General features: G+C 66.3%; 18 protein-coding genes. 10 read left to right on the forward strand and 8 right to left on the reverse strand.

Features of this window, described 5'->3' with window-relative positions:
- Positions 1–35: 35 nt before the first annotated feature.
- Both G6N33_RS07200 and guaB read right to left on the reverse strand, forming a co-directional pair.
- Positions 36–1,163 carry a GuaB3 family IMP dehydrogenase-related protein gene (locus G6N33_RS07200; protein WP_044512875.1) on the reverse strand — a complete coding sequence of 376 codons (1,128 nt, stop codon included), beginning with the start codon at positions 1,161–1,163 and terminating at the stop codon, positions 36–38.
- A 14-nt stretch (positions 1,164–1,177) separates the two neighbouring features.
- A complete protein-coding gene (gene guaB / locus G6N33_RS07205; protein ID WP_044509931.1) occupies positions 1,178–2,785 on the reverse strand; it encodes an IMP dehydrogenase in 1,608 nt (535 codons plus the stop codon).
- Between the two features lie 161 nt (positions 2,786–2,946).
- On the opposite strand from guaB, the gene G6N33_RS07210 reads away from it, so the two are divergent.
- On the forward strand, positions 2,947–3,357 hold the full coding sequence (locus G6N33_RS07210; protein ID WP_044509930.1) for a DUF5319 domain-containing protein: 411 nt from the start codon (positions 2,947–2,949) through the stop codon (positions 3,355–3,357).
- Between the two features lie 27 nt (positions 3,358–3,384).
- Here the strand turns inward: G6N33_RS07210 and G6N33_RS07215 are convergent, their stop codons facing one another.
- From G6N33_RS07215 to G6N33_RS07225, 3 genes are all read right to left on the reverse strand, one after another.
- A complete protein-coding gene (locus G6N33_RS07215; protein WP_044509929.1) occupies positions 3,385–4,170 on the reverse strand; it encodes an anti-sigma-D factor RsdA in 786 nt (261 codons plus the stop codon).
- Positions 4,163–4,738 (reverse strand): sigma-70 family RNA polymerase sigma factor, encoded by a 576-nt coding sequence (locus G6N33_RS07220; protein WP_044509928.1) that lies wholly within the window; start codon positions 4,736–4,738, stop codon positions 4,163–4,165. The genes G6N33_RS07215 and G6N33_RS07220 overlap by 8 nt, the downstream gene beginning before the upstream one ends.
- A gap of 82 nt (positions 4,739–4,820) precedes the next feature.
- Positions 4,821–5,615: a hypothetical protein gene (locus tag G6N33_RS07225; protein WP_101528752.1), complete on the reverse strand. Its 795-nt coding sequence runs from the start codon at positions 5,613–5,615 to the stop codon at positions 4,821–4,823.
- Positions 5,616–5,993: 378 nt separating this feature from the next.
- On the opposite strand from G6N33_RS07225, the gene G6N33_RS07230 reads away from it, so the two are divergent.
- The 8 genes from G6N33_RS07230 (at position 5,994) to G6N33_RS07265 (ending at position 13,250) form a co-directional block, all read left to right on the forward strand.
- Positions 5,994–6,293: a WhiB family transcriptional regulator gene (locus G6N33_RS07230; RefSeq protein ID WP_044509927.1), complete on the forward strand. Its 300-nt coding sequence runs from the start codon at positions 5,994–5,996 to the stop codon at positions 6,291–6,293.
- A 66-nt stretch (positions 6,294–6,359) separates the two neighbouring features.
- The gene (locus G6N33_RS07235) at positions 6,360–7,349 is read left to right on the forward strand and encodes an LLM class flavin-dependent oxidoreductase (RefSeq protein WP_044509926.1); all 990 of its coding nucleotides are present in this window, start codon (positions 6,360–6,362) and stop codon (positions 7,347–7,349) included.
- Positions 7,350–7,562: 213 nt separating this feature from the next.
- Positions 7,563–8,570 carry a GlxA family transcriptional regulator gene (locus tag G6N33_RS07240; protein ID WP_049919165.1) on the forward strand — a complete coding sequence of 336 codons (1,008 nt, stop codon included), beginning with the start codon at positions 7,563–7,565 and terminating at the stop codon, positions 8,568–8,570.
- Positions 8,567–9,538 carry a GlxA family transcriptional regulator gene (locus G6N33_RS07245; protein ID WP_044509925.1) on the forward strand — a complete coding sequence of 324 codons (972 nt, stop codon included), beginning with the start codon at positions 8,567–8,569 and terminating at the stop codon, positions 9,536–9,538. The genes G6N33_RS07240 and G6N33_RS07245 overlap by 4 nt, the downstream gene beginning before the upstream one ends.
- Positions 9,539–9,628: 90 nt before the next feature.
- On the forward strand, positions 9,629–10,450 hold the full coding sequence (locus G6N33_RS07250; protein ID WP_044512870.1) for an MBL fold metallo-hydrolase: 822 nt from the start codon (positions 9,629–9,631) through the stop codon (positions 10,448–10,450).
- Positions 10,443–11,183 carry an SDR family oxidoreductase gene (locus tag G6N33_RS07255; RefSeq protein WP_044509924.1) on the forward strand — a complete coding sequence of 247 codons (741 nt, stop codon included), beginning with the start codon at positions 10,443–10,445 and terminating at the stop codon, positions 11,181–11,183. Before G6N33_RS07250 ends, G6N33_RS07255 begins: the two co-directional genes overlap by 8 nt.
- Before the next feature lie 92 nt (positions 11,184–11,275).
- Positions 11,276–12,421: an acyl-CoA dehydrogenase family protein gene (locus tag G6N33_RS07260; RefSeq protein WP_049919163.1), complete on the forward strand. Its 1,146-nt coding sequence runs from the start codon at positions 11,276–11,278 to the stop codon at positions 12,419–12,421.
- Between the two features lie 85 nt (positions 12,422–12,506).
- A complete protein-coding gene (locus G6N33_RS07265) occupies positions 12,507–13,250 on the forward strand; it encodes a superoxide dismutase family protein (protein WP_044509922.1) in 744 nt (247 codons plus the stop codon).
- Here the strand turns inward: G6N33_RS07265 and G6N33_RS07270 are convergent.
- Both G6N33_RS07270 and G6N33_RS07275 read right to left on the reverse strand, forming a co-directional pair.
- A complete protein-coding gene (locus G6N33_RS07270) occupies positions 13,247–13,636 on the reverse strand; it encodes an ester cyclase (RefSeq protein ID WP_044509921.1) in 390 nt (129 codons plus the stop codon). The genes G6N33_RS07265 and G6N33_RS07270 overlap by 4 nt on opposite strands.
- A gap of 4 nt (positions 13,637–13,640) precedes the next feature.
- Positions 13,641–14,099, reverse strand: a complete 459-nt coding sequence (locus G6N33_RS07275; RefSeq protein WP_044509920.1) for a class I SAM-dependent methyltransferase — start codon at positions 14,097–14,099, stop codon at positions 13,641–13,643.
- A 31-nt stretch (positions 14,100–14,130) separates the two neighbouring features.
- On the opposite strand from G6N33_RS07275, the gene G6N33_RS07280 reads away from it, so the two are divergent.
- Entirely contained in the window at positions 14,131–14,592 is a 462-nt protein-coding gene (locus tag G6N33_RS07280) for an OsmC family protein (RefSeq protein WP_044509919.1), read from the forward strand.
- Here G6N33_RS07280 and G6N33_RS07285 read toward each other — a convergent pair whose 3' ends face one another.
- Entirely contained in the window at positions 14,593–15,516 is a 924-nt protein-coding gene (locus G6N33_RS07285) for an LLM class F420-dependent oxidoreductase (protein ID WP_044509918.1), read from the reverse strand.
- Between the last annotated feature and the right edge of the window lie 26 nt (positions 15,517–15,542).

Here is a 15,542-nt window from a genome sequence, read left to right on the forward strand (position 1 = left end):
CCAGTATGAACTTACCGGCCGGTAGCAAACCAGTGCTAAATGCCGACGCTGAGACCGACCTTCTGGAATTCCTTGAGGTCGCAGTAGCCGGCCTTGGCCATCGACCGGCGCAGACCGCCGACCAGGTTCAGGCTGCCGAACGGATCGTCGGACGGCCCGCCCAGCACCCGCTCCAGCGGCGGTCGCTCACCGACGGCGATCTGCAGCAGCGCGCCGCGCGGCAGCGATGGGTGCGCCGCCGCCGCCGGCCAGAACCAGCCGCCGCCGAGGGCTTCGTGGCTTTCCGCCAGCGGCGTACCCAGCACCACCGCGTCGGCGCCGCAAGCGATGGCCTTGGCCAGCTCGCCCGAGGTGTGGATGTCCCCATCGGCCAGCACGTGCACATAGCGGCCGCCGGTCTCGTCGAGGTATTCCCGGCGTGCGGCCGCGGCGTCGGCGATCGCGGTGGCCATCGCCACGCTGATACCCAGCACCTCGTCGCTGGTGGTGACGCCGCGGGTGGAGCCGTAGCCGACGATGACGCCGGCCGCGCCGGTACGCATCAGGTGCAGCGCGGTGCGGTGATCGAGCACCCCGCCGGCGACCACCGGAACGTCGAGCTCGGAGATGAAGGTCTTGAGGTTGAGCGGCTCACAATTGCTGGCGACGCGCTCGGCCGACACGATGGTGCCCTGAATGACCAGCAGGTCGATGCCGGCCTGCAGCAACACCGGGGTCAGCGCCTGGGCGTTTTGCGGGCTGACCCGTACCGCGGTGGTCACGCCCGCCTCGCGGATGCGGGCGACGGCGGCGCCCAGGAGGTCCGGGTTGAGCGGTGCGGCGTGCAGCTCCTGCAGCAGCCGGATCGACGCCGACGGTTCGGGCTCCTTCTCGGCCGCCTCCACCAGCTGCGCGATCTTGGCCTCGACGTCGGCGTGCCGACCGATCAGTCCCTCGCCGTTGAGCACGCCCAGCCCGCCGAGCCGGCCCAGCTCGATCGCGAACTCCGGTGACACCAGCGCATCCGTCGGGTGTGCCACCACCGGGATCTCGAACCGATAGGCGTCCAGCTGCCAGGCCGTCGACACGTCCTGCGACGAGCGGGTGCGCCGGGACGGCACGATGCTGACTTCGCTGAGCTCGTAGGTACGACGGGCGACGCGGCCCATCCCGATTTCGACCATTGCCAGTTCGCTGTTCACCGCGCGTAGTAATTGGGTGCTTCGACGGTCATCGTCACGTCGTGCGGGTGGCTCTCTTTGAGTCCAGCCGGCGTGATCCGCACGAACTGCGCCTGCTGCAGCACCTCGATGGTGGGCGAGCCGGTGTAGCCCATCGCCGCGCGCAGCCCGCCGGTCAGCTGGTGGATCACCGACGACAACGGCCCGCGGAACGGCACCCGGCCCTCGATCCCCTCGGGCACCAGCTTGTCCTCGGAGAGCGCGTCGTCGGCGAAGTAGCGGTCCTTGGAGTACGACTTGCCCTGCCCGCCCGAGCCCCTGCCCGCCATGGCGCCCAGCGACCCCATGCCGCGGTAGCTCTTGAATTGCTTCCCGTTGACGAAGATCAACTCGCCCGGGGCCTCGGCAGTCCCGGCCAGCAGCGAGCCCAGCATGGCCGTCGACGCGCCGGCCGCCAGCGCCTTGGCGATGTCGCCGGAATACTGCAGACCACCGTCGGCGATGACCGGCACACCGGCCGGCCCGCAGGCCGCGACGGCCTCCAGGATCGCCGTGATCTGGGGTGCGCCGACACCGGCCACCACGCGGGTGGTGCAGATCGAGCCCGGGCCGACGCCGACCTTCACGGCGTCGGCGCCCGCCTCGACGAGCGCCACGGCGGCGGCGCGGGTGGCGACGTTACCGCCGATCACCTCGACCTTCTCGCCGACCTCGGCCTTGAGTTTGCCGACCATGTCGAGCACGGTGCGGTTGTGCGCGTGCGCGGTGTCGACGATCAGCACGTCGACACCGGCGTCGACCAGCATCATCGCGCGCACCCACGCGTCGCCGCCGACACCGACGGCAGCGCCGACCAGCAGCCGGCCGTCGCTGTCCTTGGTGGCCAGCGGGTGTTGCTCGGTCTTGACGAAGTCCTTGACGGTGATCAGCCCGGTGAGCCGGCCGTGGCCGTCGACCACGGGAAGCTTCTCGATCTTGTTGCGCCGCAACAGCCCCAGCGCCGCGTCGGCGGTGACGCCCTCGCGCGCGGTGATCAGCGGCGCCTTGGTCATGACCTCGGAGACCGGCCGGGTCTGGTCGACCTCGAACCGCATGTCGCGGTTGGTGATGATGCCAACGAGCGCGCCGGAGTCGTCGACCACCGGCAGGCCGGAGATCCGGAACCGGGCGCACAGCGCGTCGACCTGGGCCAGCGTGTTGTCCGGACGGCAGGTGACCGGGTCGGTGACCATGCCGGCCTCGGAGCGCTTCACCATCTCGACCTGGCCAGCTTGTTCGGCCACCGGCAGGTTGCGGTGCAGCACGCCCATGCCGCCCGCTCGGGCCATCGCGATGGCCATCCGCGATTCGGTGACGGTGTCCATCGCCGAGCTGACCAGCGGCACCTTCAGCCGGATCTTCTTGGTTAGCTGGCTGGAGGTGTCGGCTGTGGCGGGAACCACGTCGGACGCCGCCGGCAGCAACAACACGTCGTCGTAGGTCAGGCCCAGCATCGCGACCTTGTGCGGGTTATCGCCGCCGGTCGGCACTCGGTCGTCCGCCAGACCTCGAATATGGGGGTCGCGCAAGTAGGGACTGGCGACCAGGTCGGAGCTGTCGTCCAGATGAGATGTGCCACGGGACATCGGTGAAACCCTCCATACGCGCGCGGAGCGAGAATGCCATCCTATCGGTCCCGGACGGGAAGCAGTCGCACGTGCTGGCGCGCCGCCCGGCCCAATCCGAACCCGGCCCGTGCAGGTTTCCCTGCTGGCGTTACCACGGCCCGCCTGCGTAGGCTAGGGGCGTGCGTGACCACCTCCCGCCGGGTTTGCCACCCGACCCTTTTGCGGACGACCCGTGTGACCCGTCGGCGGCGCTGGATGCCGTCGAACCCGGCCAACCCCTGGATCAGCAAGAACGGATGGCCGTAGAGGCCGACCTCGCCGACCTCGCCGTCTATGAAGCTCTGTTGGCGCACAAGGGAATTCGCGGACTTGTGGTCTGCTGCGACGAGTGCCAGCAGGACCACTATCACGACTGGGACATGTTGCGGGCGAACCTGCTGCAACTGCTGATCGACGGCACCGTCCGCCCCCACGAGCCCGCCTACGACCCGGAGCCCGACGCCTACGTCACCTGGGATTATTGCCGGGGATACGCCGACGCATCGCTGAACGAGGCGACGTCGGACGCCGACGGCTTTCACCGCCGCTAGGGCCCGCTAGCTGCTGAGCGCCGCCCGTTAGGGCGTGCCGCCCGGGGAGATTGACGCCCGGTGGTGGTGATGATGGCCGGCGGCCGGACTCGGCGCTGGGCTGGGCGCCGAAACGGTTGCGCTCGGACTGATTCCATCCGGCGACTCCGCGATCGAGGGTGCCTGTGGCGCCTGCGACTGCGGTGCCGGCAGTGCGGCGGGGCTGGGCGGCGCGGCCGGGGGCAGGGTCGCATTCGGATCGCGCGAATCGACTTTCGCGTTCAGCAGATCGATCTCGTCCAACAATTCTTTGCGGCCAGCGCTGTCGTTCATCGACTGCACGGTGCTGCTGACCTCGGCCAGCTGGTCCTCGGCCTGCGTCCACTGCCCCTTGTCGATGAGCTGCTGCACCTTCGCCAGGTCGGCCTTGGCCGACAACATGATCTGGCTCTGGCTTGCGGTGGGCTCGTCGAAGAACATCGAGTGCAGGCCGTACAGCGTCCCGCCCGGGCGGGCCTCCACCACCATGGCCCCGAATCCGCTGAGGACGAGCAGCGTCGCGGCCACCGATCCGATCGTGGCGAGGCTGCGCCGGCTACGCCTGCGCTCGAGCATTCCGGCGCGTAGCGCACCGACCGCCTCCTCCGGTGACACCAGTGCGCTGGCCGGCGGCCACCTGAGGTCATCGCGCCAATCCCCGAGCAGGGTGGCCAGCGCGTCCTCGTTGGGATCCTCGACGTCGACGGGCTGCCGTTCGGCGAGCGCGTTGAGGAGCAGATCGGTGCGGCTCAGCTCGTCCAGCCCCGGTCGATCAGTGAAACCAAATTCAGGCATAATCCCCCGCCGCAACCATCTCGGATTTGAGCCGCTGTAAGGCCCGGTGCTGAGCCACCCGGACGGCGCCCGGTGTGGCGCCGACGGCGGCGGCGGTCTCTTCAGCGGAGAGACCGACGACGACGCGGAGAATAAGAATTTCGCGCTGCTTGGCAGGCAGGATTTCGAGCAATTCATTCATGCGGCTGACCGAATCGGCTTCAATGGCCCGCTGCTCGGGGCCTGCCTCGGGCGACCAGCGCTCGGGCACGGATTCGGAGGGATAAGCAAGATCGCGTCCGGCGGCGCGGTGGGCGTCGGCCACCTTGTGGGCCGCAATGCCGTAGAGGAACGCCAGAAAGGGGCGGCCGCGATCGCGGTAGCGCGGCAGTGCTGTCAACGTCGCCAAGCACACCTCCTGAGCCACATCGTCGGCCGACATGCCGCCCCGCTCGACCGTGCCGACTCGCGCTCGGCAATATCGCACCACAATCGGGCGGATGGTCTCCAGCACCTCGCGTAGGGCGTTTCCGTCTCCCGCTACGGCTTCGGCAACCACAGCGTCGAGACGTTCCGCTTGAATTGTCATCGACGGCGGTATCTCCAACGTTACAAAGCGGGCACATCGCGGGGGCTAACTCACGCAATGACAATAACGGGCTCAACCGGTTTCAAGTGGAAAGCCACGTTCCCCCGGCGCGCCGCACCTGGCCTGCGCAGATATCCCGAATTTGGGTCAGCGCCGGTGGCGAAAATGTGACGCTTTGGATATCGATTAGCAAGCAAGCGACCGCCCATCGCAGCGGAATGAGTCCCGACCGGCCCGCTGCGTCCAGGGCCGCCTCCGCAACCGCGCGGGCCCGCTCGACGGCCCCGGCACTACAGAGCGCGGCGGCCAGCACGACGTCGCTCTTGACGCGGTGGCGCTCCGAGGCGGGGGCCATGGCCCCGGCCAGTGCGACCGCCTCCTCGGCGGCCCGGACGGCGGCGCCGCCGTCGCCGCGTGCCATCGCCAACTCGGCGCCCACCCAGCGCCGGCGGACCGGCAACCGGTCGGGCAGCGCCGGCTCCGCCAGGATCGAATCCGCGCGGGACAACAACGTTGCCGCGACACCGAACCGGCCGACGCCCAATGCATCGGCCGCCAAACCGATCATGGCGTCGGCGCGGGCTTCGGCATCGGGGCCCGCCAGCGCCAGGGCGCGCCCGTCCCATCCCCGTGCCCGCGCATGCCAACCGAGCTGACGCAGGAACGAACCGTGCGTGCTGTGGGCCAGTGACACCAGCCGCCCGGTCGACGCGCTGCTGCGCACCGCCGCGAGGTCGCGGTACGCGCTGCCATACCGGCCCTGCCCGCCGGCCGCGACGGCCCGCAACCAAAGCTGGTCGGGCGTGGTCGCCGTCGGCAGGGGCCAGCGCCCCGGCGCAGCGCCGAATGCCGCCGTCCGCAGGGTCGGCTCAATCATCGAAGTGCAACCGGTTTCAATCACGGTGATAGTAGTAAACAGTTCGTGCTGTCGGTGTTACCGAATTGTTAATCACGATCGGGTCTGTACTAAATGGCGGATCCTGGCGCTCCTGTCCTGAGCTGGGAAATCTGGCTGGCGTCAAGTGCCTGGTAGCACGGTTCTCCTACGCGAAATGCGTGGCAGATGAACGCAAAGTTAATTCTGCTCTAATGCCAGATACTTTGCCGCACTAAACGGCTATTGACGGAAATTCATCAGCGCCCCTAAGTTCTAGCGATGACGGGTAGTCATCGGTGACGCCACCCTTAAATCAGTTGCACACTCACTTTGCGAACCCGACCTTGTTGGGCGCGCCGTGCAGAGAGGGAACTAACCATGCCACAGCCTGAGCAGCTACCTGGGCCCAACGCCGACATCTGGAGCTGGCAACTGCAGGGACTGTGCCGGGGCGTTGACTCGTCGATGTTCTTTCATCCCGACGGGGAGCGCGGCCGCGCCCGCATGCAGCGGGAGCAGCGCGCCAAGGAGATGTGCCGGCAGTGCCCGGTGATCCAGCAGTGCCGCTCCCACGCCCTCGATGTCGGAGAACCGTACGGCGTCTGGGGTGGCCTGTCCGAATCCGAGCGCGACATGCTGCTCAAGGGAGACATCGGCCGCATCCGCCGCTCGGCCTGAGCCAAATTCGACCGACTCTGGCGTCGCCGTTGTACGTTGTCCGTTGCGGCTCACTAGAGTTTGGATGTGGACATCTCGTGTGCGTTCGCGACGTCGTCGAACACACCGGCCCATGTCGCGCTGGCCGAAGCCTTGCAGTACAAGCGGGCTTGGCTGTACGACTCTCCGGCCCTGTACCCCGATGTGTGGATGATCCTGACCCGGTGTGCGGAGCGCACCTCGCGCATCGGCATCGGGCCCGGTGTCCTCGTCCCCAGCTTGCGGCATCCGATGGTCAACGCCGCCGCGATCGCCGAGCTGGAAGACCTAGCGCCGGGGCGCGTCGCGGTGGCGATCGGCTCCGGGTATACCGGCCGCATGGCACTAGGCCAGCGAGCGATGCCGTGGCGGCGGGTTGCCGAGTACGTACGGTGCTTGCGGACCCTGCTGGACGGCGAAACGGCGGAGTGGGACGGGGCCAAGATCAAGATGTTGCAGCTACCCGGCTTCGGAGCCAGACGCCCGATATCGGTGCCCGTGCTGATCGGCGCCGACGGCCCGAAGGGGCTGGCGGTCGCGGCCGAGCTAGGCGACGGCGTCTTCTCCGCGGCGGTACCACAGCCGGATGCCACGCAGGTGTCCGACTGGCGGGCGCTGCTGTGCTTCGGCACGGTGCTCGATGAGGGTGAGGAATTGACCTCGCCGCGTGCCGTCGACGCGGCGGGCCCCGGTGCCGTGGTGATCTATCACGCGCTGTACGAGCGCGGTGGCGCCGCCGCGGTCGATGCCGTGCCCGGTGGACAGAACTGGCGCGAATTAGTGGAGGCCCACCCCGAAGACGAGCGGCACTTCGCGATCCACGAAGGGCATCTGGTCAAGGCCAACCCCCGTGACCAGCCGCATGTTGCCGACGTGATTTCGTTCGCGACTTCGATGGCGCTGACCGGTACCGCCGCGGAATTGTCCGAGAAGATCGCCGGCCTGGCCGCGCAGGGCATCACCGAAATCGTTTATCAGCCAGCAGGATCCGATATCGAGCGGGAGCTCACGGTATTCGCCGCCGCCGCCGGCCTATAGGGATTCGGATCGGCCCGGACGATTGGCCGGATCCGAGCGTAGAAGTGCCTTCTTAGAGCTTTCTCGTACCGCCGGTTCTCAGCACACTGCGGGCGTGTGTCAAACCAGGCGCGTGAACGCACCCGTACCGGCCCCATCCCGCCCGGATCTACGATTAGACGCACGCGGCCGTCAGCCCCCGCCTGACGGACATCCCTGGAATGTGGAGGTTCAATGCCGCGCAACCCGATAAACGTCGCGGTGCTGATGTTCGGCGGCGCCTCCCTCTTCGAGATGTCCGTGCCGATCAGTGTGTTCGGTATGGACCGATCCGATAGCGGAGCACCCAGGTTTTCGTTGCGGACGATCGCGGCCGACGGGGAGCCCGTAATCAGCACGGGCGGCGTGAAAATCCATACCCAGCACGGCCGCAACGGCCTTGACGATGCTGGCATCGTCGTCATACCCACCTGGCGCGCCGCAGACGAACCGCTGCCAGAAGCAACGGCGGAGGCTATCCGTGCCGCCCACGGTGACGGAGCAATCGTTGTCGGACTGTGTCTGGGAACGTTCGTGGTTGCGGCGACGGGGTTGCTGGACGGCCGCCGCGCCGTGACACATTCGCGGTACGCACCCGAGCTGGCCGCGCGTTATCCCAAGGTACGGGTTGATCCCGCGGTGCTATACGTGGACGACGGGGACATCGTCACCAGCGCCGGCGGCGCGGCGGGGTTGGACGCCTGCATACACCTGGTCGCTCGATTCTGGGGCATGACCGCTGCCGCGGCAATCGCGGGCCGGATGGCAATCCCGCCGCAGCGTTCGGGTGAGCAGGCGCAATGCGTTCCCGGGGCGCTGCGGGATGGAAGCGACGGCGCCCGCGTAAGCGAGATCATGGAATATCTCGTCGGCAACCTGGACCAAAAGGTCGACATCGATTGTCTGGCAAAGGAATTTGCGTTGAGTCGTCGCACCCTCGACCGCCACTTCCGCGCGGCCACTGGACTCTCGCCGATTCAATGGTTGCTTCATCAACGACTGCTGCGAACCCAACACCTGCTCGAGGAGACGGATCTGACTATCGACGCGATCGCCCGTCAGGTCGGACTATCCAGCGGCGTCTCGCTGCGGCCTGCATTCCGCCGGGCGATGGGCGTAAGTCCGCAGGCCTACCGAGCCGGATTCCACGGCCGCGGCCCATCGGCCCAGGCGGGCCTTGAGAAGCAAAGGGCCTCAACATGACTCGAGACCCTGCCACCGTCGCCGTGCTGCACTTCGATCGGGCTCCGATGTTTGAGACAGCGGTCCCGCTCAGCGTTTTCGGAGCAGAGAAGGCGGCCCCCGATGTGCCGCCATTCAGGTTGCTCGTCGTCGCCGGTGAGGAGGGCCCTTTGACGACGACGGGCGACCTGATCGTCGAGCCGCCATTTGGGCTCGATGTACTCGCTGAGGCATCGATTATCGTGCTGCCCAGTTGGCGCGATCCTGCCGAGCGCCCGCCCGAGCGGGCCTTGGCAGCTATCCGCGCGGCACACGCCGATGGCGCCATCGTCGTAAGTTTCTGCCTGGGAGGTTTCGTCCTTGCTGCCACCGGCATTCTCGATGGTCGAAGAGCCGTCGTGCACTGGTTGCATGCACCTACGTTGGCCGCGATGTATCCACGGGTCAGGATCGACGGAGATGCCCTATTCGCCGACGACGGGGACGTGGTCACCGCGGCCGGGACAGGTGCAGCCTTAGACGCTTGCCTTCATCTTGTCGAGCGAATCTGGGGCCGGCAAACCGCCGCGACGATCGCAGCGCGAATGATCATGGCACCCCGCCGCGCTGGAACGCGACCGCAGCTTCTCTACACGACGCCGTCGAATACCGGTTTGTCCGCGAGGCTCTCCGATGTCATGGCGTTTGCGATGGACCACATCACCGAGCCGTTGGGCGCACCCGAGCTGGCGCGACGGGCACGAATGAGCCGGCGAACCTTTGACCGGCATTTCCGCGATATTGCGGGCATGTCTGCCATGCAGTGGTTGGGCTGGCAACGACTGTTTCGCGCCCAACAGCTACTGGAAGACACCGGCGAACCCATCGAGGACGTCGCTCGCCGCTCGGGATTCGCAAGCGGCTTGTCGCTGCGCCGCCACTTTTACCGCCACCTCGGAATCAGCCCACAGCACTACCGACTGCAACGCGAGCGCGAGCGCACCACTTAAAGTTGTCAGCTCGCCTGGCTGGCCGAAATCAATCGATACTTCGCCGCCACGGTACTCACCGGCAGGCCGCCGGTGCCGGACTATGGGGTCATGACCGTATCCAAAACGTCTGCGGCGTCAGCTCCTTCGAAAGCGGCGACCACAATACAACTGATCGGTGGCCCGACTGTTGTCTTGGAGCTGGGCGGGTTGAGGTTGCTGACCGACCCAACCTTCGACCCACCTGGTGATCACATGATCGGTACGCGGAACTTGATCAAGACACGCAATCCCGCTGTAGCCGTTGAAGATCTGGGCGACATCGACGCCGTGCTGTTGTCTCACGACCAACATCCGGACAATCTCGATCGGGCGGGTCGCAAACTGCTCGATCGAATGCCCTTGGTGCTGAGCACTGCGGCCGCCGCGCAGCGGCTCGGCGGCAACGTCCGCGAGTTGCCGCTGTGGCGCCACCACCTGCTGGTGCGTCCCGACGGCCGGGACTTGAGAATCACTGGCGTCTCCGCACAGCACGGACCCCGCGGCACAGCGCATCTGACAGGTGAAGTACGCGGGTTCGTCATCTCCGGTGACGGGCTACCCACGGTCTACGTCAGTGGTGACAACGCCTCGATGAGCGTGGTGCGCGACGTGTGTGATCACGCGGGCCCGATCGACATCGCCGTGTTGTTCGCCGGCCGAGCCCGCAGTCCCTTGATGGATGCCTACCTGACGATGAGCGCAGAGCAGGCAGCCCGTGCCGCCGAGATCCTTGGCTCACCCGTCGTCGTACCGGTACACGTCGACGGCTGGGAACATCTGACTCAAGATGTCGCCCTTGTTTCAGAAGCCTTCGCCCGACGGGGTCTGCTCGACAGGTTGCACGTGTTAATGCCGGGCACCGTGACAGCGATTTCGGTCGATCGTGCCTGACGGCCTTGACGGTAAGACCGCGCTGATTCTGGGTGGCGGGGGCGGTATCGGTAGGGCGACGGCCGGGACGCTGGCGGCGCGCGGCGCGTGCGTCGCGCTCGCAGACATCGATGCGGAGCGGCTCGACACAGCGGCCGCGGAGTTGACCTCGCAGCGCCATACCGTGCGGGCCTACTTCGCCGATGTGCGGTTACTCGACGCGATGCGCAGACTCGTCGAAACCGTCGTGGATGACTTCGGCCGCCTGGACATTCTGATCAACGCGACCGGAATCATGGTGCTGAAAAGGGCAATCGAACTTGACACCGACGAGTGGGATCACACCATTGACCTCAACATCAAAGGCATGATGTGGGGCATCGCCGCGGCGCTCCCGGTGTTTCTGCAGCAACGGTCGGGCCACGTGGTGACTCTAGGTTCGGTCCACGGCCTGAAGGTATTTCCGGGCGGTGCGGTGCATTCAGCGTCGAAGTTCGCCGTGCGTGCTTTCAGCGAAGGCATTCGCGGGGAACTCGCCGAGTACGGCATCCGGGTGACGTCCGTCATGCCCGGCGCAGTGGCCACCGGCATGGAGGACAAGACAACCGGCGACCAGCGAGATGCGATTCGCACCATCTATGCGCACGCAATCCCGCCAGCCGCGGTGGCCAATGCCATCGTCTTCGCAATTGAGCAGTCCGATTCTGTTGCGGTCAACGAGGTCGTCGTACGCCCGACCGTCCAGCAATGGTGAACCACGACCGCCCCGCACAGTACCGAAGCACTCGTGGAGGGATCAGGATGTCGGCAAAGGGCCATCAATTACCCTGCAGTGCTGATGATTTAGTGACACGTGCCGAAGCGCTGCAGGGCCTACTGCGTCAGCACGCGGCGGCCGGCGAGAAGCAGCGCCGCGTCGCCCCGGAAGTCATCGACGGTCTCACCGAGTCGGGTCTGTTCCGTCTGCTCAAGCCGGCGCGGTACGGCGGTGCACCGATCGATCTGCAATCGACACTTGCGATCACCCGAGCGCTTGGCATCGGAGACGGCTCCGCCGCGTGGCTTGTCGGCGTCGCGGCGACGGGCGCGTGGATGGCGGCCCACCTAGCGGAATCCGCACAGCAGGAAATCTTCGGAGCCAACCCAGACAGCCGGATCGCCGGCGGCACAACCGAAGTCGCCGCGCGACGGGTAACCGAAGGTCTGCTCGTCAGCGGGCGATGGAGTTACGCCTCTGGTGCCGATTACGCCGACTGGGCCGCAATCGTCGCCACACTGGCTGATTCACCGGAGCGTCCCGCCACGCCGTTTTGGTGTCTGGTGCCTGCCCGAGACCTCACTGTCGAGCAAACCTGGGAAACGGTGGGGATGTGCGGCACCGGGAGCAATACCTTTGTCGCCAAAGACATCTTCGTTCCTGAACATCGGATGATCGAGCTTGCCAGCTTGGTCGACGGCACCGCGTCGAGCGTCAATGACGAGGACATCTACCGACTTACATACCCGCCCGTCGCGCTCGTCGGAATTCTTGGGCCCCTGCTGGGCATGGGCCGGGCGGCGCTGGAGCTCGTCATCGCGAAAGCCGACACCAAGCCCATTCGTTACACGATTTACGATCGTCAAGCTGATTCGGTCGGTGTACAGCTGCAAGTTGCGGATGCCGCACTCAAGCTGCGCACTGCCGAACTGCACGCTGGTGAGATCGCCCGGATTGCCCAAGGCGCGGCCCAAGCGCGAACGTCGCCCAGTGCTGTTGAGCGAGCGGCGTTTCGGGCGCAAAGTAGTATGGCGGCGCAGTACGTGATCCGAGCGCTACACGTTTTGGTGAACGTGCACGGATCTGCGGCATTCGCCGGTGTGAACCCGCTGCAGCGGATCTGGCGGGATGCCAACACTGCCGCCCGGCACGCGGGGCTCGACAGTGTGATCGGCGCTGAAATTTACGGCAAGGCGCTGCTCGGTATCACCGATCGCGTCAGTCCCCTCGTATAACGACCGCCGATATCTGACCGGGCCGCGCGGGCCTCGGCCCACCACCTCTCGTTTCGGCAATGCTCAGCGCGGGTAGTTCGGGCCTATGAACAAGGGCGTATCCTTCGCGTTCGCGGCTCTGACCGCAACCATCGCACCATTGGCGGCCTGCGCGAATCAGCAGGGCAACCAGGCCGGCACGTCAGGATCGTCAAGTGCTCCACCCGGAGCCGAGCGGATGACGACTCAGTTGAAAAGTGCCGACGGAACCCAGGTCGGCACCGCCACCATCGACTTCGCGAACGGCTACGCCACGATCACGGTCGAGGCCGGACCCAACCAGGTGCTCAGCCCCGGTTTTCACGGACTGATGATCCACGCGGTCGGGAAATGTGAGCCGTCGGACTTCGAATCGGCCGGAAGCGTGTACCAGGCGCCGGACCACACCGGCTTCCCCGCCAGCGGCGACCTGACCGCTTTGCAGGTGCGGTCCGACGGCTCGGCGAAACTCGTGACCACCACGAACTTGGTGACGGCCGCCGACCTGCGGAACAGTTCGGGTTCCTCGCTCGTGGTCCACCAAACCGCGGAGGATCTGACCGCGGGGTCCACCGGTGAGAGCAAGCGAATCGCCTGCGGTGTGATCGCCGCGGCCTCGGGTTCGGCCACGACGTCGTCCACCACGACGACGTCCACCACGACGACGAGCAGCGTCACCACGGTGACCACCACGGCCGTCGTACCACCGCCGTCCACCAGCACCAGCACCGTCACGGTCACCCCAACCACGTCGTCCTTGCTGACCACGACGGCGACCACTGCGCCCAGCCTCCCGCCGGGTGCGGGCTAAGAGCTGATCTGCCGGAGCAGCGCGGCCATATCGGCGAGGTCCCAGACATCGGCGAACTTGCCGTCGACGACGCGATAGAGGGTGAACTCGGGGATGCTCACTCGGCGACCGGTTGCCTCGATGCCCTGGAAGGTGCCGCGATGAGTGCCGGTGACGGTGAAGTGGACCGCGATGTAGTCGGTGTCGACGACGATATGCCGCATCTCCCAATGCCAGTCCGGAAATGCGGAAACTATCGGCTCAAATTGCGCGGCAACGGCATTGGGATCCATCGGGGCGTCATTGACCCGGATGGACGGCGCATAAAAGGTCGCCATGCCGTCGAAATCGTGGTCGTTACAGCACCTGAGGTAAGCCTCGTACAGGGCTCGGTAGTCCTGGGCCATGCGCTTACGCCTTGGCCCGCAGCACAGCGCGCCGGCGCTGCTCGTCGCCACTGACGATTTCGACGTCGACTGCACTGAATCCCACCGCGCGCAATGCGTCCGCGACCGGTGCGGGGTCATCGATCGCGCTGAATGGCAGCGCTGCCGCGACGTCGTCGGAGTAATGGTGGAGCGCAACGCGGGTGTTCAGGGAACAGTCGGCAATCAGGGTTCCGCCGGGCGCCAGGACGCGGCGCCATTCGGCGAATGCCTTTTCGGGTTCGAGCAAGGTCCAGATGAAGTGCCGGGCCCGCGACGACGGCGGGATCGCGCCCAAGGCCGTGGTCCACCGGCGATGTTCGTCCTCGGAGAAGATGCCATGGGCGTCCTTGTGGTCGTAGCGTGCGCCTTCCTGCTCCCAAAAGGCGCGGATCGCGCTGTGCGCGGCCAGCAGGCCCTCGCTGTCACTCGCTCTCGGCGACATAGCGACTCACCCTAGCGGAGTACAAAGAGTCATGACCATACACCAGAGCGGCCACGACGACGCGTCGTCGGAGGGCACGGTAATCGTCGCGGAGACGGGCACTGGGACCTACATCCAACAGATCACCGCCGGACACCATCAGCTGATTGCCGACGAGCCGGCGCCGACCGGCGACGACGCCGGGCCGACACCGTACGATCTGCTGCTGGCCGCGCTGGGCACTTGCACGTCCATGACGGTGCGGATGTACGCGAACCGCAAAGGGTGGCCGCTCGAAAGGATTCGAGTCACGTTGCGCCACTGGAGAATTCACGCCAAAGACTGCGCCGACTGTGAAACCACGAATGGCTGGATCGACCGTATCGAGCGGCACCTCGAATTGACCGGCGAGCTCGACGATGAGCAACGGGACCGGTTGTTGCTCATCGCCGAGCGGTGCCCCGTCCATCAGACCCTGACGTCCGAGGTTCGGGTCAGCACCTCACTGGGGTGACTAGGCGCCGACGAGTGGTCGAAGAACCTCGCCTACCGCGGTGATGACTCCCGGTGTGTAACCGTGACTCGGTAGGTTGACGATCACACCGTCGATTCCGACGTCGAACACCCTGCGTTTGATTTCATCGGCGACCTGCTCGGGCGTGCCGGCAACCCGCCGGCCGCCCTGCGCCTCACCCAGGTCCCGGGTCGGGCCAAAGCCGTCGAGCACCACCGTCAACAGGGTGCTGGTCTCCAAAGTCGCTGGGTCGCGGTCGATTTCGGCACAGCGTTCCTTCAGCACCGCCAACTTGTGCGGCAACTCGTCGATGCTGGCGAGCAGGTTGAGGTGGTCGGCATAGCGCGCGGCCAACCCGAACGTCTTCTTCTCACCGCTGCCGCCGAGCATGATCGGGATGTGGTCGCGGTAGCGCGGCTCATTGATGGCGTTCTCGGTGCGATACCACTTGCCGGAGAAGCTGGGCCGCTCGCCGTGCAGCATGCCGACGATGATCGGCAGCGCCTCCTCTAGCTTTTCGAACCGCTCGGTGAACGTATCGAAGTCGAACCCCAACTGACGGTGCTCCAGCTCGAACCAGCCCGCCCCGATACCGAGGATGGCCCGCCCGGCGCTGATCACATCCAGCGTCGTGATCACCTTGGCCAGCAGGGTCGGGTTGCGGTAGGTGTTGCCGGTGACGAGGGTGGACAGCTGCACCCCCTCGACGGTGGTGGCCAGCGCGCCCAGCGCGGTATAAGCCTCCAGCATTGGTTCGTCGGGCTCACCCAGGGTGGGCAGCTGGTAGAAGTGGTCCATCAGCAGCACGGTGTCGAATCCGGCCGCCTCGGCTTCCCTGGCCTGCGCTATGACCGCGGGAAAGAGTTCGGCGACGGGCCTGCCGTAGGTGAAGCTGGGAATCTGCAATCCGAGTCGAATGGTCATGCCTGGGTGCAACGACACGCGCAGGC

The organism is Mycobacterium simiae, assembly GCF_010727605.1.
Taxonomy (GTDB): Bacteria; Actinomycetota; Actinomycetes; order Mycobacteriales; family Mycobacteriaceae; genus Mycobacterium; species Mycobacterium simiae.